The sequence below is a fragment of the Paraflavitalea sp. CAU 1676 genome, assembly GCF_029223285.1.
In the GTDB taxonomy this organism is placed as follows: Bacteria; Bacteroidota; Bacteroidia; order Chitinophagales; family Chitinophagaceae; genus Paraflavitalea.
The window spans coordinates 438,131-460,211 of sequence record NZ_JARHUJ010000001.1; the positions used below are offsets into that span (position 1 = coordinate 438,131).

At 50.4% G+C, this 22,081-nt stretch carries 18 protein-coding genes; 14 read left to right on the top strand and 4 right to left on the bottom strand.

From position 1 onward, the window contains the following. Positions 1–91 precede the first annotated feature (91 nt). From P2H89_RS01860 to alaS, 4 genes are all read right to left on the bottom strand, one after another. A complete protein-coding gene (locus P2H89_RS01860) occupies positions 92–1,282 on the bottom strand; it encodes a TlpA disulfide reductase family protein (protein WP_275824772.1) in 1,191 nt (396 codons plus the stop codon). Positions 1,283–1,288: 6 nt separating this feature from the next. Then, positions 1,289–2,740, bottom strand: coding sequence for an Asp-tRNA(Asn)/Glu-tRNA(Gln) amidotransferase subunit GatB (gene gatB / locus P2H89_RS01865; protein ID WP_275824774.1), 1,452 nt, complete (start codon positions 2,738–2,740; stop codon positions 1,289–1,291). 215 nt (positions 2,741–2,955) lie between these two features. Continuing rightward, a complete protein-coding gene (locus P2H89_RS01870) occupies positions 2,956–3,975 on the bottom strand; it encodes a PDZ domain-containing protein (RefSeq protein ID WP_275824776.1) in 1,020 nt (339 codons plus the stop codon). Between the two features lie 541 nt (positions 3,976–4,516). Next, on the bottom strand, positions 4,517–7,162 hold the full coding sequence (alaS, locus tag P2H89_RS01875; protein WP_275824778.1) for an alanine--tRNA ligase: 2,646 nt from the start codon (positions 7,160–7,162) through the stop codon (positions 4,517–4,519). A 243-nt stretch (positions 7,163–7,405) separates the two neighbouring features. Between alaS and P2H89_RS01880 the strand changes: the two genes are divergently transcribed. The 14 genes from P2H89_RS01880 to idi all read left to right on the top strand — a co-directional run bounded on the left by P2H89_RS01880 (position 7,406) and on the right by idi (position 22,081). After that, positions 7,406–8,377: a M23 family metallopeptidase gene (locus P2H89_RS01880; protein WP_275824780.1), complete on the top strand. Its 972-nt coding sequence runs from the start codon at positions 7,406–7,408 to the stop codon at positions 8,375–8,377. Between the two features lie 243 nt (positions 8,378–8,620). Next, positions 8,621–9,583 carry an AraC family transcriptional regulator gene (locus P2H89_RS01885; RefSeq protein ID WP_275824782.1) on the top strand — a complete coding sequence of 321 codons (963 nt, stop codon included), beginning with the start codon at positions 8,621–8,623 and terminating at the stop codon, positions 9,581–9,583. A gap of 210 nt (positions 9,584–9,793) precedes the next feature. Next, positions 9,794–11,854, top strand: coding sequence for a TonB-dependent receptor (locus tag P2H89_RS01890; protein ID WP_275824785.1), 2,061 nt, complete (start codon positions 9,794–9,796; stop codon positions 11,852–11,854). 30 nt (positions 11,855–11,884) lie between these two features. Then, a complete protein-coding gene (locus tag P2H89_RS01895) occupies positions 11,885–12,931 on the top strand; it encodes an HmuY family protein (RefSeq protein ID WP_275824787.1) in 1,047 nt (348 codons plus the stop codon). 80 nt (positions 12,932–13,011) lie between these two features. Beyond that, positions 13,012–13,827, top strand: a complete 816-nt coding sequence (locus P2H89_RS01900) for an ABC transporter substrate-binding protein (protein ID WP_275824789.1) — start codon at positions 13,012–13,014, stop codon at positions 13,825–13,827. Next, positions 13,824–14,879 (top strand): iron ABC transporter permease, encoded by a 1,056-nt coding sequence (locus P2H89_RS01905; protein ID WP_275824791.1) that lies wholly within the window; start codon positions 13,824–13,826, stop codon positions 14,877–14,879. Before P2H89_RS01900 ends, P2H89_RS01905 begins: the two co-directional genes overlap by 4 nt. Further along, entirely contained in the window at positions 14,876–15,697 is an 822-nt protein-coding gene (locus P2H89_RS01910; protein ID WP_275824793.1) for a heme ABC transporter ATP-binding protein, read from the top strand. The genes P2H89_RS01905 and P2H89_RS01910 overlap by 4 nt, the downstream gene beginning before the upstream one ends. Positions 15,698–15,703: 6 nt before the next feature. Then, entirely contained in the window at positions 15,704–16,738 is a 1,035-nt protein-coding gene (locus tag P2H89_RS01915; protein WP_275824794.1) for a ChuX/HutX family heme-like substrate-binding protein, read from the top strand. 24 nt (positions 16,739–16,762) lie between these two features. After that, entirely contained in the window at positions 16,763–17,101 is a 339-nt protein-coding gene (locus P2H89_RS01920) for a DUF6686 family protein (protein ID WP_275824795.1), read from the top strand. Between the two features lie 422 nt (positions 17,102–17,523). After that, on the top strand, positions 17,524–18,405 hold the full coding sequence (locus P2H89_RS01925; RefSeq protein WP_275824796.1) for a MerR family transcriptional regulator: 882 nt from the start codon (positions 17,524–17,526) through the stop codon (positions 18,403–18,405). Between the two features lie 153 nt (positions 18,406–18,558). Next, positions 18,559–19,059 (top strand): RNA polymerase sigma factor, encoded by a 501-nt coding sequence (locus P2H89_RS01930; protein WP_167286381.1) that lies wholly within the window; start codon positions 18,559–18,561, stop codon positions 19,057–19,059. A 72-nt stretch (positions 19,060–19,131) separates the two neighbouring features. Continuing rightward, the gene (crtI, locus tag P2H89_RS01935; RefSeq protein ID WP_275824797.1) at positions 19,132–20,607 is read left to right on the top strand and encodes a phytoene desaturase family protein; all 1,476 of its coding nucleotides are present in this window, start codon (positions 19,132–19,134) and stop codon (positions 20,605–20,607) included. 55 nt (positions 20,608–20,662) lie between these two features. Continuing rightward, the gene (locus P2H89_RS01940) at positions 20,663–21,499 is read left to right on the top strand and encodes a phytoene/squalene synthase family protein (RefSeq protein ID WP_275824798.1); all 837 of its coding nucleotides are present in this window, start codon (positions 20,663–20,665) and stop codon (positions 21,497–21,499) included. A 42-nt stretch (positions 21,500–21,541) separates the two neighbouring features. Continuing rightward, positions 21,542–22,081, top strand: coding sequence for an isopentenyl-diphosphate Delta-isomerase (gene idi, locus P2H89_RS01945; protein WP_275824799.1), 540 nt, complete (start codon positions 21,542–21,544; stop codon positions 22,079–22,081).

A 22,081-nucleotide genomic window follows, 5' to 3' on the forward strand; every position in this document is an offset into this window, starting at 1 on the left:
CTACACAAATGTTAAGGAATGTTCCTGATTAAAAAACGAGGCCGCTTCAGCAATGAAGCGGCCTCGTTTTATCTTTTGACCTTTCGTTATCTTATTTCAACACCTCCCTCAACTTCTCTTCCAACGCTTCGCCGCGGAGGCCTTGCGCAATCACTGTTCCTTCGGGGTCGATCAGCACATTGAAAGGAATGCCATTGAAACCAAAGGTACTCACGGCCTTGCTGCTCCAGTAAGCGAGGTCGCTCACCTGTGTCCAGGCCAGCTGATCCTTACGCACTGCATCGAGCCAACGGCCACGGTCCTGGTCGAGGGATACACCCAGGATGGTGAAGTTTTTATCCTTGAACTGCTGATAGGCAAACACCACATTGGGGTTTTCGGCGCGGCAGGGGCCGCACCAGCTCGCCCAGAAATCAACCAGCACATATTTTCCTTTGAAAGAAGAGAGTGCAACATCTTTGCCTTTTGCATCGGGCAATACCAGCTCGGGTGCTTTTTTGCCTACCCACGATCCGGAAGCAGAACGTTCTTCCTGCTGTGCCTTGAATGATTCATACTTCTTCTTCAGGTCGAGCAGGTTGCTGTCTTGCGGAAATTTCTGCGTGGCCTGGTTCAGTGATGCTTCGAATTCAGTGATCGGCATCGTGGCTGCAGCGCGGCCCAGAGCAAAAGAGGCAACCGTCGATTGGTTGGCATTCGACAGGAAGTTCTTCAGGTAAGCATTCAATTCATTCAACGCCTGGTTCTTCTTGCTGGTAGCAGCCAGGATGGCGCTATCGCCGGCCTGAAATTGTTTCAGACTGTCCAACGCCTGTACCTGTTTCTCTACCACACCGCGCTGATCACTATACGTAAAGATGAAATCTTTCAATTGCGTGCTCGCCGTAGAGCCCTTCACTTCATAGAAACGGGCCTTGTTGGCAAAGTCAATGTCGAGTGAGATAGCTTTGCTGTCGTTGATGATCGGGATCACCGGTCCTTCGCCAATGGAGAGGTTGTACAAGCCTCCTTCATTCAGGGCAGCACCCTTGAGGTGAAAGGTTTGTTGATCAACCGGTATGCTGATCGTATCGAGCAATACAGGAGCCGCTTCGCCCCCAAATTGTATTTCATAGAGCGCCAGCTTCACCTTTCCATTGTTTACCACATTGTTAAAGCTGCCGGTGATATTATCTAAGTTCTTCAGGGTACCCGTCACTTCCAGAACCTTCTTGTCCTTACCAGAACAAGCCATGAACAGCGACGGTACTACCAACAAAAGCCAGTAGAACGGTTTTTTCATATAGAGTTACGATTGTAATTTTTTTAATAGAATATCGTTCGTCAGCTTGGGGTCTGCTTTTCCTTTGGATATCTTCTTCACCTCGCCCACAAAGAGGCCTATCAGTCCCTTCTTGCCTTTCTGGTATTCAGCTACCTTTTCGGGCATCTTGTTGAGCACTTCTTCTATCCAGGCAGCCACATTGCTTTCGTCCGAATCCTGCAGCAGGTTCAACTCCTTTGCTATATCGAGCGGAGGTTTTTCCGGCGACTTCAGCAAGGCAGGCAATACCCGCGTGGAAGCGATAGAGAAGTTCAGTTGGTTACTATCTACCAGGCCAATCAGGTCGGCCAGACTGCCGGCGCTCAGCGGAAACTGAGTGATAGCCGCATTGTTCTCATTCTGCCAGGACTTAATGGGCCCCAGCATCCAGTTGGCAACTGCTTTATAGTTGCTGGTATGTTGAATAACACTTTCAAAGTAGTCTGCTGTTTCCCGCTCGTCGCAAAGAACCCGGGCATCGTATTCGGGCAGTTGTAATTCTGTTGTATAACGCGTAACCCTTTCTTCGGGCAGTGCTGGAATGTCACGGCGAATAGCCACCAGCATTTCGTTCGTAACCCGGAAAGGTGTTAAATCAGGATCAGCAAAATAGCGGTAATCGTTGGCGTCTTCTTTGGTGCGCAATGCGAAGGTCGTTCCGTTGCCTGCATCGAAACTGCGCGTTTGCTGAATGATCGGCTCGCCTTTTTCGATGAGGTCGATCAAACGCTGTGCTTCAAATTCGATGGCGCGCTTTACATTACGAATGGAGTTGAGGTTCTTCACCTCCACCTTGGTACCCAGGTTTGGATCTCCTTTCTTGCGCACGGAAACGTTGGCGTCGCAACGCATACTGCCTTCTTCCAGGTTGCCATCGCAAATAGACAAGTAGCGCACCAGCTTCCTCAGTTCTGTGAGGTAAGCATATGCTTCTTCACCACTTCGGATATCCGGTTCGGTAACGATCTCCACCAGCGGCACCCCCGCACGGTTCAGGTCAACACACGTATTATGTGGGTCGGCGTCGTGAATGCTTTTGCCGGCATCCTCTTCCATGTGGATCCGGTTGAGGCGGATGCTTTTTTCGCCGGCAGCCGTCTTGATATTTACATGACCGCCAATGCAAACCGGCGTTGTATGTTGCGACAATTGATAGCCTTTGGGCAGGTCGGGATAAAAGTAGTTCTTACGGGCAAAGTAATTATTCCGGCTGATCTCGCACGAACAGGCCAGTCCCATCCTGATCGCATACTCCACCGCTTTCTTGTTCAGCTTGGGTAAGGTACCCGGGTGGGCCATCGTAATAGGACTGATATGCGTATTCGGCTCACCTCCAAATGCAGCGCTATCACCACAGAATAACTTGCTCTCCGTCAGCAATTGGGCGTGGACCTCCAGCCCTACAACAATTTCATATGTATCTTTCAGATCAGCCATAAATCCATTATCTGCTAAGCTTGCAAAAGTACCTTATTAAAGGCGGATTTCCCAGCTCGCCATGATGGCTGGTAAGCCGGTTGCGCAAAGTAATGGTTTCTTAACAGCCTGGCATGCAGGGCCAAAGGGCAAAACTTCGCACAGCAACCCAGCTTCCGGACACAAAAAAGCCTTCCCGCGTGGGAAGGCTGGTATAGTGCTGTCAGGCAGAATGTTTACAGATTGGCCGTTTTCAGTTTCTTCGGTGTCTTCAGTTCCAGGGTCTGGGCTTTGCCATCTCTGAGCAACTTAACGGTAACTGAAGGTTTTTCTTTGGCCGCGCGGGCTGCTTCGGCCAGTTCATCGGCACTGTTAACTGTCTTGCCATTGAATTCAGTAATGATGTCATTCTCTTTCACGCCTGCTTTTTCGGCAATGGATTCGTCGTCTACGTCCAGCACTTTCACACCCTTGCCATCTTCCGTATCCTGGGCTTTAATACCGAGGCGAGGGCCTCGAACGGTGTAGACGCGGGGGCCGTGGTCATCGTTATCCCAGTTGAAGTCAAAACTCTTCAAACCTTCCAATCCTTCCAGCTGGGGAGCTACAAATACGTCGGGGCTGCTAAACGCCATCGCGTTTCCGCGTTTTCCAAGTGTTGCGGTTGTTTTCAACTCTTTGCCATCACGCTTATAGGTGATCGCCACTTTGTCTTCGGGTTTGTGTTTCTTCACGGCTTTCACCACGTCGTCGGGTGTAAAAACTTTGTCTTCGTCGATCTTGATGAGGATATCGCCTTTTTTCAGTCCGGCTTTTTCAGCGGCGCTGCCCTTGGTCACTTCTTCGATCTTAGCGCCTTCCTTGCCATCGTCGGTCGATACACCCAGGAAAGGAGTATTCCCGGAACCCGAAAACGCATCAGCATTGAAACCATCTCCACTGAAATTCCAGCTGCCGCCGTTGCCGCGGAAAGGCGAAGGAGAGGTGCTGAAGGTCATGGATTTGCGCTTGCGCACCGAGATGTTTTCATCTTCATAGTCGGCCAGTGGCTTGCCATTCACGATCACATTGCCGTCTTTGATCTCCACTACGACCTTGCCATCCTTATCGGTTTTCTTACGGATGATGATCTCATCGTATTGTTTCACCTTGTCTTTATCCTTATCGCTGTTCTTTTCATCCTGTGCTTTCACAGGCTGGAGCAGCACCAGCAACAGCGCTGCCATTCCAGTAAGGGGTAAGAAGTACCTGCGCATGATTAATTATTTATGGGATTAACTACGTTGACTTTCGTACATCAAATATAGGGAATTAATTGAAATACGAAAAATTTCGGAATTGGAGGAAAGGCTTTAACAGGGTTTTAATAAATGGATGCGAAGGAGGCGGCACCCGTTGTCTGATCCAACCATTTTTTAGCCGGCAGGGTGGGTAGACTTTTACGCTCCTCATGCGCTAGCTGAAGTTAGTAGCTTTTGAATATCGACCGTAATAACGCTTGGCAAATGCGCTAGAAAATCGGGCTAAACGCGCGCTATATTCGGATTTACCCGGGCTTGGTCCGGGTTTGGTGTGCGTTTGGTGCGCCTGCTGTGCGGGTCTAACCAATATGAAAAGGGCGAAAATTGGCAAAAAAGGTCGCCCCGAAAGCCTGTTTGCGACTAGATAAAACGGCTGATACTGATGTGATTTCCTGAAAACCTGGCGGCTCAAGGGGTCTTTTAAGTCAGGTGCGGCGTAACGCAAAAAAGGTGGGCAGCCTGAGCTGCCCACCTTGGTGTATGATGCGTTTTTATATTATAATAAGGACTTGATCTTCTCCAGCACCGGCTTCAATCCAGCTGCGTCCTGACCGCCCGCAGTAGCCAGGTTCTTCTGGCCGCCGCCGCCGCCTTTGATCAATGGAGCCACATGCTCCTTGATCAGTTTGCCGGCATCGAGGCCCTTAGCAGCGACAACAGTATCGGAAATTCCAATCGCCACAAACGGCTTGCCGCCAATATTGGCGCCCAGTACCGCTACGTAATCGTGCAGGTTATTCTTGAGATCGTAGCACAGCTTTTTCAGTGCATCTGCATTGCCCACTTCCACGATATCGGCAATGTAAGTAACGCCATTGATGATCTCGTCCTTTTGCAGCAGTTCATTGCGAACACCAACCAGCATGCGGTTCTCGAGGTGTTCCAGTTTCTTCTTCAACTCAGCATTTTCAGCGGTAAGGCCTTCAACCGCCTTGATCACTTCTTTGGGGTTCTTCAGGGCTTCACGAATGCCGCGCAGTTGGTCGAATTGTTCGTTGACAAAGTCTTCAGCTGCACTGCCGCAAACCGCTTCGATACGACGTACACCCGCCGCAACAGCCGTTTCTACCTTGATCTTAAGAAGGCCCAGTTCGCCGGTGGCACCTACGTGGGTACCGCCGCACAACTCGATGGAGTAGTTGGGATCGATGATCACGACACGCACCACATCGCCATATTTTTCTCCGAAAAGGGCCGTTGCGCCCAATTCAATCGCTTCGTCTTTGGGCATTTCTTTTATGACGACAGGGATATTCTCACGGATCTTTTCATTCACGATCGTTTCCACCTTGCCAAGCTCTTCTTCGGTGATCTTGGCAAAATGCGATACGTCGAAACGCAGGTATTCGTCATTCACCAGTGAACCCTTTTGGGCTACGTGCGTACCCAATACCTGGCGCAAGGCTGCGTGCAGCAGGTGCGTGGCAGAGTGATGCACCATGATCTTGCGGCGACGTTCGGGGCTCACCTTGGCATCGACAGGCGCGGTAATGTTAATAGGCAACTTATCCGTGAAATGAACGATCAGGTCATTTTCTTTCCGGGTATCGGTTACAGCAACGATCTCACCGTCGAAATACAGCTCACCGGTATCGCCTACCTGGCCACCGCTCTCCGCATAAAAAGGTGTGGTTTCCAATACCAGCTGGTACGATTCCTTGCCTTTGGCCTTCACCTTCCGGTACTTGACCACCTTGGTGAGGATATTCAGTTGTTTGTAGCCAATGAATTTCTGGCCCTTGCTTTCGTAGATATTTACCCAATCTTCGGTATCGAGGGTAGTGGCGGCACGGCTGCGTTCCTTCTGCTGGTTCATTTCTTTCTCAAAGCCGGCTTCATCAACTTGCAAGCTCTGCTCGCTGGCGATGAGTTTTGTGAGGTCTACAGGAAAACCATAAGTATCGTACAGCTCAAAAGCGGCTGCTCCGTTGATGGTTTTGCCATTGGCTTGCACGATCAGCTCGTCCATTTTCTTCAAACCCTTTTCCAGCGTGCGCAGGAAGGCGTCTTCCTCTTCCTTCACCACCTTGCTCACAAAGTCCACTTGTTGGTGCAGTTCAGGAAATACTGCTTTGAACTGCTCGGCCAATACAGGCACCAGTTTGAATAACAGGGGCTGCTTATAATCGAGGTAACTATAATAATAACGTACGGCGCGGCGCAAAATGCGGCGGATCACATAACCAGCTCCTGTATTGGAAGGGAGCTGACCATCGGCAATGGTAAAGCTGATGGCGCGGATATGGTCGGCGATCACGCGGAAGGCGATGGCTTCCTTGGTGTCGGAGAAATCGTATTTCTTGCCGGCGATCTTTTCCGTAGCGGCGATGGTGCCGGTGAAAATATCCGTGTCGTAATTAGATTGTTTGCCGTGGAGGACGCGTACCAGGCGTTCGAAGCCCATGCCGGTGTCTACGTGTTTGGCTGGGAGTGATTCGAGGGTGCCGTCCTTCAGCCTATTGAACTGTATAAACACATTGTTCCAGATCTCGATCACCTGGGGGTGGTCATTGTTGACCAACTCCTTACCGGGCTGTTTTTGCCTTTCTTCATCGGTACGGCAGTCTACGTGGATCTCCGTGCAGGGGCCACAGGGGCCGGTATCGCCCATCTCCCAGAAGTTATCTTTTTTATTGCCCAGCAGGATGCGGTCTTCGGCGATCACCTTTTTCCATTCGGCAATAGCCTCTTCATCGCGGGGCAATTTTTCTTTTTCGTCGCCCTCGAATACCGTCACATAAAGCCTGTCTTTTGGTAGTTTATACACTTCTGTCAACAGTTCCCAGCTCCAGGCAATCGCTTCCTTCTTAAAATAACCGGCGTCGGGATTGGCGGGGTCGCCAAAGCTCCAGTTGCCCAGCATTTCGAACATGGTGTGGTGGTAGGTGTCGACACCCACTTCCTCCAGGTCATTGTGCTTGCCGCTTACCCGCAAACACTTCTGCGTATCGGCTACCCGGCTTTGAGGAGCTTTTTTATTGCCCAGGAAATAGTCTTTGAACTGGTTCATACCCGCGTTGGTGAACAGCAGGGTAGGGTCATTCTTTACTACAATAGGAGCGGAAGGAACAATAGTATGGCCTTTCGAACGGAAAAAATCTAGGAAATGCTGCCTGATCTCGGCACTGGTCATCGTTGTCATATTATTCGGAACAATCTTTGTTAAAAACGGCTGCTTTGAATTCGTTAAACCATGAAATCATTCAAACACGGGCAAACACTAAACCACAAACCCCAAACGTTAGAGCAACCTATACGTAATCGGCAAAAAATCAACATTTTCGTGTAGGTTTGTAACCTTTGGTCAGGTTAACGTGGTGCAAAGGTAATTGAATTAAGACTGTTTTAATGATGCAAACAAGCCCCTTTAATCAGGCATGGCTTCATGAAAAAGATCAAATATTTCTATAACACCAATACCCTCCGCTACGAAAAGCTGGAGACCCCGCTCCGGGTAAAACTGTTGCGGGTGCTGGGTTTTATATCTGCGGCCATCGTTACCGCCATCATCATCGTTTCTATCGCCTACAAATATTTCCCCTCCGCCACCGAAAAAAGGCTGATTCAGGACAACGTGGAGCTGCAGCAGCAGTACGAGGTACTCGATGAAAAGACCAAAAAGATCTCGCAGCAACTCACCGAACTGGAAAAGCGCGATAACGAGGTGTACCGCACCATTTTCGAGGCCGACCCCATCCCCGACAGCGTCCGGGCCAAAGAGATTGAACAGCAAAAGGAAACCAAGCTGGTGATGCGGATGGCAAACTACCAGCTGGAGAACTCCATTGTCGAGACCCTCAATGGGCTCAACAACCGCATCGGCGCTCAGGAGCGTTCGTATAATGAAATAACCGAATTCATTAAGAATAAGGAGGAAATGCTGTCCAGCACCCCGGCCATCCAGCCGGTCAGCAACTCCGACCTCAAGCGCGTAGCCTCCGGTTTCGGCTACCGTATCGACCCGGTTTATAAAACCGTCAAACTGCACAACGGCCTTGATTTCGCTGCTCCACAGGGCACACCTATATATGCTACCGCCAACGGCACCATCCGCGTAGCTGCCAACACCGGCACCGGCTATGGTAACCACGTGATTATCAATCATGGATACGGCTACGAAACTCTTTACGGCCACATGTTCCGCATTAAAGTAAAAGGCGGCCAGCGGGTAAAAAGGGGAGAGATCATTGGCTGGGTGGGTAGCACGGGAAAATCCACCGGTCCGCATTGCCACTACGAAGTCCACAAAAATGGACGTCACCTCGACCCCGTTTACTTCTTCTACAACGACCTTACACCCGAACAGTACGACCGGCTGCTCAAGATGGCCGCTTCCAGCAACCAGAGCTTCGACTAAAACTGCGGGCAAGGCCGGCTATTCAGCGCCAGGACGGGACCGCCCAAACGTGGCGTCGACACTCGCTTGCTTGGCATAAAAGGCAGGAATTGCTGCCGGCCGCATGGCGTGGCTTCCACAGCCAGCTTTTCTGTCACTGTATATGACTCTTTGTCTTACAGCGTACTATGACATAATTATGACCTACTGGGGGGCAAACCTTTTAGGAACTTTAGCGTTGTAACTGTAATTTTGCAAACCGTCATGTTACAACCGCCTGATATATTATCATTTGCGTATAACCAGCCCATCATGCAGGGGCAGCTGGAAGTATTGTATGAAAAGGAGCAGCAGATTCCTGGTTCAGTACAGTACATGATCAGCCGTTACCGTAAACATTCACAATGGGCAATAGATGATGCAGGCATGATGGTGTATCATTACAAAAAGAACGATCCTGCCAAAAACTATGTGGAATTACGGTTCTGTGTAGCCGGCAATGTGTATTGCCAGGAAAAGAATACCGAATGCGATCAGTGTAAGGTAGGTGCTTCGCGAAGTTGTAACGACCGCGTAGAAAGTGTGGATGTATTGAGCTTCCGTTTTTCTCCGGTTCACCTGTCGCAGTTCGCGAAACCGCGCCGCCAGGATGATGAGAATGTCGTTGCGGATAATATTCTTCAATTCACGCACCCATCCTCTTTCTCAAAAATACTGACCCTCTGCGGCCGTACCCGCGTGGTATTGGAAGCGCTCCTCAATCATTCTTATACTGACACCCTCGAAAACATCTACATCAATGCCCAGGTGCAAATGCTGCTCCTGTACAGCCTCGAATGTATGTTGGGTGATGATAAGAATGCCGACAAAGCTATTGAAACCTTCCAGTGCAAGTTCCTCGCCAACGATGCCGATCGTGAAAAGATCGTACGCGCCCGCGAGATCCTCCTGCAGCATATCGGTGAGCCCATCACTATCAAGGAACTGAGCCGTAAAGTGGCCATCAACGAGTGCTACCTGAAGAAAGGTTTCAAAGAGTTGTTTGGTACCACCGTATTCGACTTCTACCAAAGCCAGCGCATGGAGCATGCCCGTTACCTCCTCTACGAAAAGGGATTGAGTGTAACGGAAGTATCGATGATGCTGGGTTACTCCTCTATTTCTCACTTCTCTACAGCCTTTAAGAAACATACCGGCCTCAAACCTTGTGAGCTGTTGCTGCATTAATAGCTGATTCAGCCAGAGGAAGGTTGTGGGCTTCGTTACTCCGCCTCATGTCGGGGATGCCTCGTTGCCTTTCCTGGGTTTTCCCCATCGCGCAAGTCCATTTTCCCGTTTAGGTAAACAGCCCCGGGTAAGCGCCCTTTACATTTGCTGTACTTTCCTTACTCACAGCCAATCTTCATTGCGTTACGCAATGGGTTAAACGCTTTTATTATGACTGTAAGAAATTACGGCAGCACCCCTTTTGTGGTGTGTGCGATGGTATTGTTATGCCTGCACACATCGGCCCAGCAGGCCAGGCCCGATACCGTATCCTGGCGTTCCCTCCAGGATGTGGTAGTGACGGGGCAGTACGCTCCGCAATCGGTAAAGAACTCCGTGTACCGCGTGCGCACCATCAATCGAGAGCGTATCGTATTGCGTGGCGCTACCGATGTGGCTGGTGTATTGAACAATGAACTGGGCATCCGCCTGCAAACCGATTACACCCTGGGCGAAACCGATACCAAAGTAATGGGCCTCGGCGGCCAGCGCGTCAAGATACTGCTCGATGGCGTTCCCCTCATCGACCGGGATGCTACCAAACAAAGCCTTAGCCAGATCGATATCAATACCATCGAACGCATTGAACTGGTAGAAGGCCCCATGAGTGTGATCTATGGTACCGATGCCCTCGCCGGTGTTATTAATATAATTACAAAGAAGGGAAAGTCGGGCGATGGATTCTCCGTCAATGCACGGATGCAGGAAGAAACTACCGGATCCCGGTACAGCCCCTTTTCAAAAGACGGCATCCACAATGAAAACATTAACCTCAACTGGCAGCGCAAAGTCTGGCATATCGCTGCCTGGGGTACCCGCAATAATTTTGGCGGATGGAATGATACCGCCCCTTACCCGGCGAAGACCTGGAAGCCTAAAAAACAATGGATGACGGGCGGCACACTGGGTTACCGCTTTAAGCACCTGCATGCCTGGTACCGGCTCGATTACCTCGATGAAGAACTCTTCGCTGCCGGTGTGATGTTTACCACTACTTATTCCGGGCTCGATAAATATTATACGACCAATCGCTATACCCATCAGGCGCAGGCCGATTGGTCGGTAGGCTCAAGCCTTAGTATCAATACGGCCATTTCGTACCAGGATTATAAACGCAGCACCGAAAGTTATACGATCGATTACCGGGCAGGTTCAAAGACGCCGGCGCAGGGCGATGGCTTCTGGGATGTTTCGGAGTTCAAGACCTTCTTTGTGCGCAGCACCGCGCAATGGCGTATATCGCCAGCTGTTTCGGTACAACCAGGGGTGGAGTTTAAATCTTATAAGACCAGCGGCGAAAGGATCAGTGGAACTCCCGCTATCAACGATTTCTCCTTGTTTGCATCCGCGGAGCTGAAACCCACCAGCCGGCTATTGATCAAGCCGGGGGTACGTTTTTCGAACAACTCTGTGTACGATGCGCCACCGCTCATCCCTTCCCTCAACACCAAATTTATCATTAACGATCATCTCGATCTGCGGCTCTCGTACGCACGCGGATTCCGCGCACCCATACTGCGGGAACTGTATTTCTTTTTTCATGATGCCAGTCACAGTATTGAAGGCAACCCCAATTTGAAAGCCGAATACTCCAATAGTTTTATTGGTTCACTCAGCTGGCAGCCTGTTAAGTCGAAGGAGATACACCTTACCTCCAGTGTGGCGGGCTTCTACAACGATTACCACGATTTCATCGACATGGCCTTCGATCCTGCGCGCCAGGTGAACACCTATTTCAACAACACCCGTTACAAAACAATAGGCAGTACGTTGGAGAATACCCTGCAATGGAAGCAGCTGGGAGCTACACTTGGGTTTTCCTACATAGGTTATTATAATGCCTATGCCGGTGATCCTTCCCGTAAAGGTGACCGCTCCGAGTTTGCCTGGGCTCCTGAAGTTAACAGCAACATCACCTACCATATTATTAGTTGGAAAACGCAGGTGGGACTTTTCTATAAATTCAACGGTGCGCTGCCAACCTACCTCCTGAATGCCAATGGCGATATCCTGTTGTCGAAAATGGATGCCTACCATTGGGCCGACCTCACCGTCACTCAAAAGCTGGGTAAATACCTCAGTCTGCAGGCTGGCGCCAAAAACCTGTTCAATGAAAAGCGGGTACAATCTACAGCAGGCAATGGCGCAGCGCATAGTTCAGGCGGTCCCGTACAAACCGGTTACGGCACTTCCTTCTTTGCCGGCATCAACTTTCAATGGTCAAAACACTAAAAGCATATATCTACTAAAACCTACAACGAAATGTCTACTACTTCGAAAATGGCCCCCTGGTTCCTGTGCGCAGGCATCGCTATAGCAGTTACTTCTTGCGATAAAGACGATAATGTCTATATTCCACCGCCCTCCGACGGTAAGTCAACTACCCTCAATGGCGGCACTGGCGGCTCCAATGCAGCCCATTCGGTATTCCTCGATCTCAGTACCGACCTGCAGGATTCTGTAAAACGTGTAAGCTGGGACCTCGGATTCTATACCGGAAGCGATTTCCGGGTGGTCATCAACAATACCACGGCGGCCACCGCGAAGGCCATTAATAAAACTGATCTTTCGCAAGTGAACGCAGCCGATACTGCCGGCTTTGCCGATGCACTCGCGCTGGGCCAGGGAGCCGGTACCTTCAGCATCATCGACGATGTGGAAGGCGATCTGTCGAAGACCGTGATTGCAGCAGTGTCTGCTACCGAGTCCGACAACAAAGTATATATCCTGAAACCCTCCAATGGTATGGTGGCCGCTGCGCGCGACTGGTACAAGATCCGCATCATCCGCAATGGCGCCAATTACAAACTGCAGTACGCCAGGTTGTCTGAGACAAGCGTCAAGACCATCGATATAACCAAAGACGCCAGCTACAATTTTAAGTATATATCCCTCGAAACCAATGGCGCTGTAAACGTAGAGCCCGCAAATGCAAATTGGGATATCGAGTGGACGCTGACAACCTACAAGGCCAACGCTACTACGCCTTACCCCTATTCTGATTATGTGTACATCAACCACCTGGCTGGTGTTACGGCCGCAGAAGTGCTTACCACTACAGCTACCTTTGAGGCTTATGCCGAAGCCAATATTGCGTCAACAACCTTCGTGAGCAATAAAGTGGTGATCGGTGGTAACTGGCGCAATACGCAGCCACCCGCTCCAGTGGGCGTGAAGACCGATCGTTTCTATGTGGTCAAAGATGCAGCGGGCAACGTTTACAAACTCCGTTTCCTCAGCTTCCATGCATCAGATGGCGGCTTGAGGGGTTATCCGAAGGTCGAATACAAACTGGTGAAGAAAGCTTAACACCATACAACAGCGGGTGCGTGCTGTCATGCGCCCGCTGTTCCCACTCTATTCCTGCACCCCGTTTTACGAAATATCCCATGTTGAATAAAATCATACTAATAATTTCATTCCTGCTGGCGATGTGTAGCACACAAGCCCAGCAGCGTATCGTATCGCTCAGCGGCGCCATTAGCGAAATGCTCTGCGCGTTATCGCTCGATGCGCAGATCGTTGGCGTAGATGTTACCAGCAATTACCCCGCCGTGTTGCAGCAAAAGGCGAAAGTAGGTCACAATCGTACCATATCGGCCGAAGGCATACTGGCGCTTCGTCCTACCCTCGTGTTGGGCGTTCAGGGCGAAATGAAGCAGGAAGTACTGGAGCAAATGACAGCTGCCAAAATAAAAGTACAGTTGCTGGAGCCTGCCTACAGCGCCGATGGTACCCGCCGCTTATTGGAGGAGGTGGCTAACGCTACCGGGGCACAGGCCAAAGCGAAAGAATTACGTGCCACCTTCGATAAGCAGCTCGCTGCCTTAAAGATTGCGCCCCTGAAAAAGAAAGTGCTGTTCATCTATGCGCGTGGTACGGGCTCGATGACCGTGTCCGGTACCGGTACGGCCCTCGATCATATGATCACCCTCGCCGGCGCACAAAACGCCATGACGGCCTTCACGCAATTCAAGCCATTATCGGCAGAAGCATTGGTGGCTGCCAATCCCGATGTGATACTTATGTTCGACAGCGGCCTGCAAAGCATTGGTGGTCCAGATGGATTGCTAGCCGTGCAGGGCGTCAACTCAACGAATGCCGGGCGCACTAAAAAGATTGTATCGATGGACGGGCAGTTCCTCAGCGGCTTTGGTCTGCGCCTGCCCGCTGCCATTGCCGAACTGCATAAAAAGCTGCAATGAACCCCAGGTGGCTGACCATATTATTGATCGTATTGCTGCTGGTAACCGTGGTGCTGGCGTCGGGTATTGGAGCTATGTCCATCGCCCCGTCGCAGGTGGTGGCCATACTCCTTGACCGCATAGGCATTCATTTGCCGGTGCCTTATGATGAAGGAGTAGCTAACGTGTTATTACAAATACGGTTACCCCGTGTGGTGATGGCGGTATTGATAGGTGCGGGCCTGGCTGTATCGGGCGCGGCCCTGCAGGGATTGTTCCGCAACCCGATGGCCGATCCCGGTTTGATCGGTATCTCCTGGGGGGCTTCGCTTTCGGCTGTGGTGGTGATTGTATTATTATCGGCCCAGCCATTTCTGAAGATCGATGCCGTTGTACCCCGGTATTATTTATTGAACGTGATGACCTTTGCCGGCGCCTGCCTTACTTCTATGCTGGTATTCCGCCTGTCGAAAGTTGGCGGCCGGTCGTCCATCATTACTTTATTGCTCGCAGGCCTCGCCATCGGCGCGTTGTGCCGTGCGCTCACCGACCTGGTTACTTATGTGGCCAACGATGAGGAATTACGCACGGCCACTTTTTGGACCATGGGCAGCCTCGGCGGCGCCAGCTGGACCAGCGTCATCGCCCTCTTGCCCTTTATTATGATTCCCCTGGCGGTATTGCCGGTATTGGGTAAATCGCTGAATGTATACGCGCTGGGTGAAAGTGAAGCTGCTTATCTCGGCATCAACGTTAAAAGATTGAAGACAGCGGTCATCGTATTGGCCACCCTTTCGGTAGGTGCATCGGTGGCTGTGGCCGGTATCATTGGGTTTATCGGGCTCATTGTGCCGCATATGCTGCGCAGTGTGGCCGGGAGCGACCACCGCGTCTTGTTGCCCCATTGTGCCTTGCTGGGTGCGGCCATCCTCACGATGGCCGATGTGGTGAGCAGAACGCTCATTGCTCCTGCCGAACTGCCGATTGGCATAGTAACGGCCATCCTGGGAACACCTGTATTTATAGCCTTGTTGTTGAAACAGAAAAAGCAATTGCGCCACATCACCTCATGATCACCGCCCGCAACATATCATTTAAACTGGGGCAGAAGACCATTCTGAACAAGTTGGCCTTTTCATTGCAGCCCGGCGAGCTTTCTATCGTGCTGGGGCAAAATGGCGCCGGTAAATCGACCCTGCTCAAAATATTGTCGGGCGAGCAGAAGCCTACGGATGGAATGGTCTTATTGGGGCAGGATGATTTGCACAAACTATCGCCCGCTCAACTGGCGCACCAACGCGCGGTGTTGTCGCAGCAATATCCGGCTGCATTACCCTTTACGACAGAAGAGATTGTGATGATGGGCCGCTATCCGCATTTCGGCAGCAAGCCGGCAGCCTTCGATAAAGAAGTGGTGCACGAATGCATGGAAGAGATGCAGGTGCTGGCCCTGAGCCGTCGCTCGTACCAGACCCTTTCGGGGGGCGAGCAACAGCGGGTGCAGATGGCACGGGTATTGTCGCAATTGAAAGAGAAAGGAGACACTGCCTCCAGGAAGTTACTGCTGCTCGATGAACCTACAGCCAGTATGGATTGCCTGCACCAGCAATTGTGCCTGCGCAAAGCGAAGGAGCTGGCAGGAAGGGGATACAGCGTTTTGGTGATCCTGCACGACCTTAACCTCGCCGCCCAGTTTGCCGATACCATCCTGCTGATGAAGCATGGAAGACTGGTAGCCCACGGTGGAGTTCGCGAAGTACTGCAGCCTGTCCTGATAGCCGAAGCCTATGATATGGAAGTTAACGTGCTCGAGTACGATGAATATGATTTCCCTATCCTCGTACCGGCAGCACACAAAAGCAAACCCGTTTTAATAAGAGCTGAAAAATAATCTACTATGAGCATAGCAATCAATCATATCCTGAAAGATAAATGGATCGCCTTCCGTCGCGAAAATCCGAGAGTGCGGATCCGGGACGCCGCAAAACAATTGAATACCACCGAAGCGGAGATATTGGCAGCATTTGCCGGTAGCAGCGTGATCAGGCTGAACGATCAGTTTGCCGAATTGTGGAAGCGCCTGCCGCAACTGGGTTATGTAATGGTGCTTACCCGCAATGAAAGTTGCGTACACGAGCGCAAAGGCGTGTTTGAAGAGGTGAGTATCAATAACAAGCACGTGGGCGTGGTAGTCGGTAAAGATATCGATCTGCGCATGTTGTTCCATTGCTGGGCATTTGCTTTCGCAGTGTTCGACAACGAAGAGGCTGGTTTTAAGAAGTCGATCCAGGTATTCGATTTCCAGGGCACGGCTATCGTGAAGATCTACCTGCAGGCTGCCAGCGATGAAACGGCCTTCGATCATATAGTACGCGATTTCCAGGAAGGGCTGCAGTCGACTGAGTTGGTGTTGAAGCCTGCACCGGCAGCTCCGGTATATGCCAATGAGGAGGCCGATAATCCCGCGTTCGTACAGGCGTGGAGTGAATTGAAAGATACGCACGACTTCTTCCCGCTGCTGCGCAAATACAATGTATCGCGTCATTATGCCTTGCAGGTGGCCGGTGAATTTGCGCGGAAGATCAGCAACGACAGCGTAAAGCAATTGCTGGAGCACGCAGCAGCGACGGAACTGGAGATCATGATCTTTGTTTCGAACCACGGCAATATCCAGATACATACGGGTCCGGTTAAAAAGATCGTGGAGATACCGAATTGGATCAATGTCATGGATCCCGACTTCAACCTGCACCTGCGGCTGGACCATATCGCAGATGTATGGCTGGTGAAGAAGCCAACCACGGATGGGTTGGTGCATTCCATAGAAGTGTTCGATGCGGCCGGTGAGCTCATCGTACAGTTCTTCGGGAGGCGCAAGCCGGGCTCCCCTGAATTGCCGGGCTGGAGTTCATTCGCAAATGCCTTACAATAACCACAAAAACAAAATCCGAATATTATGTGTCAGTACCAAACCTTGTTTTATGACGAAAAGGTCGGCTATGTGATACGGTGCATGCATTGTGAAAACTTCCAGATAGGATACGGCAATGTGCTCATCAACCTGCATACGCCCGACTTCCATGATTTTGTGGAGTGGATCCGGGATTGTCCCATCGATGATTACGGCGCTACCGATCCGGGTATCAAATCGATCATTATCCCCACGCCTTGCGATGGATTGAAGTTGTACCTCAGTCAGCGGGAATTGCGCGATCTGCACCAGATGCTCGAATCGGCCGATAGTGAATGGCGCTCGCAGGAGATGTTACAATTGTTTGCGAACAGGCCGGCGTAGGTGCTTGATCCCCACGACTGGTCATTTGCGACGCACTTGAGCGTTAATGGGTATTCGATCGTTTCAATCAGGCCGGGAAAACCTTCCGCCCCAGCCATAAAATTCATTAAACAGGCCCCCAAAGGCCTGTTTTTTTGTCCCCTTACCCCTTCATTTATAGCATTTTTGTACCTCAATTTGTATGCGTTTATATTTTCGGGCAACCCCGAAAATCGCTCCCCACAGAATTAACGTACATTCATAGTATTGATTACCAATTGTTCATTGCCCCCCGATAGCCACTCCATCCCCCCAAAAGGCAACGATAAATTGTTGAATTCGTAAAGGCCTGGTTAATAGTAGCTTTTGACTTAATATTTATTATATTTGTTATTAAGTTTAAGATTAGGGTATCAAAGCTTAAACACTTTACCTGTAGTTATATGATAAATGCGTTTACCATCAAAGACCTGGAAAACCTGTCTGGCATCAAGGCCCACACGATCAGGATTTGGGAACAACGGTATTCATTTCTCAAACCCCGTCGTACCCAAACCAATATCAGGTACTACAACAACGACGAGCTCAAGGCCATCCTCAACATCGCACTGCTCAACAAGTATGGCTACAAGATCTCGCACATCGACAAAATGAACGCCGATGAGGTGAAGCAAAAGATCGTTTCCCTCTCACACGTCGAAGCACAACAGGAACGGCTGGTCAATGAAATGCTCCAATGTATGGTCGACCTCAACATCGATAAGTTTGAGGATATACTGAATGACCATATACGGGCACGTGGCATCGACCGCGCCATCAGCTACCTCATCTTCCCCTTCCTCGATAAAATTGGTATCCTCTGGCTTACCAACCACATCAATCCGGCCCAGGAGCACCTTGTGTCCAACGTCATCCGCCAAAAGCTGATCGTGGGCATCGAAAGCACCATCACACACGTAGTACTTGATAAAACCGTTATCCTGTTTTTGCCCGAGGGGGAACACCACGAACTCGGTTTGCTCTACATGTACTATTTGCTAAAGAATCGTGGCGTGCAGGTCATATATCTTGGCGCTAATGTGCCAATCCGTGATCTTGAGTTCATCACCAATCTTAAGAAACCGAATTACCTGTACACCCATCTTACATCGACTGCCGGGAACAATAATGTAGAGAAATATTTCCATCAGATACACCACAAACTGCCCCAGATGCCGGTCGTTATTTCCGGTCAGCTGGCGCCTACCAGGTTCAAAAAAATACCCCCGGGCGTGCACCTGAAAAAGTCATTGATCGAAGTTCTTGAATACGTTTCGGCTTCCTGAGTACCCGCAGCGGGCTGAATGCGACTGTTGTAACTGCTTGTTTTACTTGCCATTAGAGATTTAACATATCCTAATCAACAATGATACCGTCCTGAATTAAACAATTGTTTAAATTTGGGGTGGAATTAATTTAAGAAAGTAAATTAAGAAGCCATGTCGACGATAGAATTTAATCAAATGCTGGTGAACAATGCAGAGTTTTTGAAACCCTTCGCTATTACGCTTACCCGTGATACAGAAGCCGCGAAAGATTTGTTCCAGGAAACACTATTCAGGGCGTTAGCCAATAAGGATAAGTACAATGTTGGTACCAACATCAAAGCGTGGTTGTATACCATCATGCGTAATATCTTTATCAACAATTATCGCAGAAAAGCGAAACAGAATACGATATTCGACAGTACGCCCAACGATTTCCTGCTGAACCACAACCAGGCTGTAACAGCCAACGAAGCGGAAAGCAACCTCCGGTTAAAAGACATTCAGCATGCTATTCACAACCTGCCCGAAATATTCAGGAATCCATTCCTGCTGTACTTCGACGGGTTCAAATACCATGAAATCGCTGAAATGCTCGACGAGCCGCTGGGTACCATTAAAAGCCGCATACACTTTGCGCGCAAGTTGTTGAAAACACAAATGCATCGGTTCTAATAGCAACCCGAATTGTTTAAAAGGGTGGGCATCCTAAAAGGATGACCCACCCTTTTTGCTTAATTTAAGGGCGTGGTAAAAAAAGTGATCGTCATCGGCAGTGGATTTGCCGGCCTCTCGGCAGCCTCTTTCATGGCCAAAGCAGGGTGGCAGGTGACAGTACTTGAAAAACAAAGTGGCCCCGGCGGCCGCGCGCGCCAGTTACAACAAGCGGGCTTCACTTTCGATATGGGGCCCAGCTGGTACTGGATGCCCGATGTATTTGAGCGCTACTTTGCCAGCTTCGGAAAAGAAGTAAAACAATACTATCAACTGCAACGCCTCGATCCTTCTTACCGTATTTACTGGGAGCAATCCTTTACAGACTTACCCGCCAGCCTCTACGAATTCAAAAAACTGATCGACACCTGGGAGCCCGGCGCCGCAGCGAAGCTCGATCGCTTTTTGAAAGAAGCCGCTTATAAATACAAAACCGGCATGCAGAAGCTGGTCTATAAACCGGGCCAATCAGTCACGGAATTTCTCGATGCCGATGTGCTGAAAGGCTTGTTCCGCCTCGACCTGTTTACCTCCATCAAAACACATATCCATAAATATTTCCAACATCCGCAAATACGACAGATGCTGGAGTTCCCCATCTTATTCCTCGGCGCCCTGCCCGAAAACACACCGGCCTTGTACAGCCTGATGAATTATGCCGATATCGTGGGCGGCACCTGGTATCCGCAGGGAGGCATGTACAGCATCGTACACGGTATGCATCACCTGGCCTTGAGCCTCGGTGTTGAGTTCCATTTCAACGAAAATGTAACGCACATTGAAGTAGAAGCAGGCGCTGCAAAAAAGGTGCGCACGCAGCAACACACCTACGAAGCCGACGTGGTGATCGGTAGTGCCGATTATCACTTCATCGAAAGCAGTCTGCTCCAACCGGAGTACCGGACCTATACACCCGAATACTGGGAGCAGCGACTGCTGGCCCCTTCTTCGTTGCTGTATTATGTGGGGCTTAACAAGCGGCTGGAAAAGATCCGGCATCATATGTTGTTCTTCGATGCCCCTTTCGATCAGCACGCCCAACAGATCTATCTCCGTAAACAATGGCCCGATCATCCGTTGTTCTATGTATGTGCGCCTTCCGTCACCGACGACACCGTAGCTCCGCCCGGTTGCGAGAACTTATTCTTCCTCATACCCGTAGCCGCCGGGCTCACCGGCGATGATGAAGCATTGCGCAATCGCTATTTCGATGCGATCATCCGTAGATTTGAAGAGAGAATAGGGCAGTCCATTGCCGGCAATATCGTGTTCAGGCAATCTTTTGGTAACAGCAACTTCGTAGATGAATACAATTCGTTTAAGGGGAATGCCTACGGTCTGGCCAATACCCTGCGGCAAACAGCCCTGTTGAAACCCTCCTGCAGGAGCCGCAAAGTGCCCAACCTGTTTTATGCCGGTCAGCTTACCGTACCGGGACCCGGCGTGCCACCCTCCCTCATCAGCGGCGAAGTGGTGGCCAAAGAAGTGTTGAAGTATTATTCCCGTTAAATAGAGAAATTCGCAACACAACCCATTGAAGGCCTAAAGATTGTAAATTGTAATAATGATGCGTTTATTTCATGAGGTTAGTCAGCAGTGCAGCCGCATCACGGCCGCTTCCTACAGCACATCGTTCTATTCGGCGATCAGGCTGTTGCATGCCGACCTGCGGCCACCCATCTGCAATATCTACGGCTTCGTACGATTTGCCGATGAGATTGTCGACACCTTCCTGGAGTACGATCAAAAAGACCTGCTGGCGCGGTTCAAGGACGAAACAGCCCGCGCTATCCGGGAGCAGATCAGTCTTAACCCCATACTGCACAGCTTTCAGCAAACCGTGCACCGGTACCGCATCCCTCCCGACCTCATCGAGGCATTTTTCAATAGCATGGAAACCGACTTGCAGCAGCAGCAACACGACTGCCGGAGCTACGAAAATTATATTTATGGCAGTGCCGAAGTGGTTGGATTGATGTGTTTGTGCGTTTTCTGTGAGGGCGACCTCCGGAAATACCAAAACCTCGAGCTTCCGGCCCGCTCGCTGGGCGCCGCCTTTCAGAAAGTGAATTTCCTGCGCGATCTCAATACAGATTATACACAGTTAAACCGTCGCTATTTTCCGGGCGTGGATTTTGGTAACTTTACCCCGGGAATGAAACGGGACATCGAGGAAGACATAGCCCGGGATTTTCAGCAGGCCTATAAAGGCATACTCCGCCTGCCCATCAAAGCAAGGTTTGGCGTGTACGTAGCCTATAAGTACTATTACTCCCTGTTCAGGAAAATAAAGAAAGTACAACCTGCCCAGATCCTGGCGCAACGCATCCGGATACCGAATTACCGGAAAGCACTGATTCTCGTACGCGCCGGCGTAAAAAATCAATTGAAGTTGATCTAACCTTCCTCGTTCACCGTAAATCTTCCCCAAAGAAAATAGCGTATGGATAAGAAGCTCCAGGTCATATTGGTCAACGAAAGCGACGAAGAAATTGGTGTGATGGAAAAGATCGAGGCTCACCGGAGAGCCGTTCTGCACCGCGCATTCAGTGTGTTTATTTTCAATATGCGCGGCGAAATGCTGCTGCAGCAGCGGGCCTTTACCAAATACCATAGCGGAGGCCTGTGGACCAATGCCTGCTGCGGACACCCTTCGCCGGGCGAAGAGACCGGTGTGGCGGCCCATCGCCGCCTCGAAGAAGAAATGGGCTTTAAGACCGAGCTGGACGAGATCTTCGATTTCACCTACCGGCATTCCTTCGATAATGGCCTCACCGAATACGAATTGGATCACGTATTCATTGGCTATTGGAATGCACCCGTATTCCCCACCCGAGAAGAAGTGAACGATTATTGCTACCTCACGCTCAACGAGATTAAATCATCCATGGATGCCTACCCCGAGCAATACACCATCTGGTTTCGCATCGTATTTCCCAGGGTAGCAAGCTGGGCCCGTAAAAACATGTCTATCGTACAATAA

What these genes read in the sequence shown, in the direction of transcription:
- P2H89_RS01860 (WP_275824772.1), bottom strand. Translation starts at nt 1,282, where the DNA reads ATGAAAAAACCGTTCTACTGGCTTTTGTTGGTAGTACCGTCGCTGTTC.
- gatB (WP_275824774.1), bottom strand. Translation starts at nt 2,740, where the DNA reads ATGGCTGATCTGAAAGATACATATGAAATTGTTGTAGGGCTGGAGGTC.
- P2H89_RS01870 (WP_275824776.1), bottom strand. Translation starts at nt 3,975, where the DNA reads ATGCGCAGGTACTTCTTACCCCTTACTGGAATGGCAGCGCTGTTGCTG.
- alaS (WP_275824778.1), bottom strand. Translation starts at nt 7,162, where the DNA reads ATGACAACGATGACCAGTGCCGAGATCAGGCAGCATTTCCTAGATTTT.
- P2H89_RS01880 (WP_275824780.1), top strand. Translation starts at nt 7,406, where the DNA reads ATGAAAAAGATCAAATATTTCTATAACACCAATACCCTCCGCTACGAA.
- P2H89_RS01885 (WP_275824782.1), top strand. Translation starts at nt 8,621, where the DNA reads ATGTTACAACCGCCTGATATATTATCATTTGCGTATAACCAGCCCATC.
- P2H89_RS01890 (WP_275824785.1), top strand. Translation starts at nt 9,794, where the DNA reads ATGACTGTAAGAAATTACGGCAGCACCCCTTTTGTGGTGTGTGCGATG.
- P2H89_RS01895 (WP_275824787.1), top strand. Translation starts at nt 11,885, where the DNA reads ATGTCTACTACTTCGAAAATGGCCCCCTGGTTCCTGTGCGCAGGCATC.
- P2H89_RS01900 (WP_275824789.1), top strand. Translation starts at nt 13,012, where the DNA reads ATGTTGAATAAAATCATACTAATAATTTCATTCCTGCTGGCGATGTGT.
- P2H89_RS01905 (WP_275824791.1), top strand. Translation starts at nt 13,824, where the DNA reads ATGAACCCCAGGTGGCTGACCATATTATTGATCGTATTGCTGCTGGTA.
- P2H89_RS01910 (WP_275824793.1), top strand. Translation starts at nt 14,876, where the DNA reads ATGATCACCGCCCGCAACATATCATTTAAACTGGGGCAGAAGACCATT.
- P2H89_RS01915 (WP_275824794.1), top strand. Translation starts at nt 15,704, where the DNA reads ATGAGCATAGCAATCAATCATATCCTGAAAGATAAATGGATCGCCTTC.
- P2H89_RS01920 (WP_275824795.1), top strand. Translation starts at nt 16,763, where the DNA reads ATGTGTCAGTACCAAACCTTGTTTTATGACGAAAAGGTCGGCTATGTG.
- P2H89_RS01925 (WP_275824796.1), top strand. Translation starts at nt 17,524, where the DNA reads ATGATAAATGCGTTTACCATCAAAGACCTGGAAAACCTGTCTGGCATC.
- P2H89_RS01930 (WP_167286381.1), top strand. Translation starts at nt 18,559, where the DNA reads ATGTCGACGATAGAATTTAATCAAATGCTGGTGAACAATGCAGAGTTT.
- P2H89_RS01940 (WP_275824798.1), top strand. Translation starts at nt 20,663, where the DNA reads ATGATGCGTTTATTTCATGAGGTTAGTCAGCAGTGCAGCCGCATCACG.
- idi (WP_275824799.1), top strand. Translation starts at nt 21,542, where the DNA reads ATGGATAAGAAGCTCCAGGTCATATTGGTCAACGAAAGCGACGAAGAA.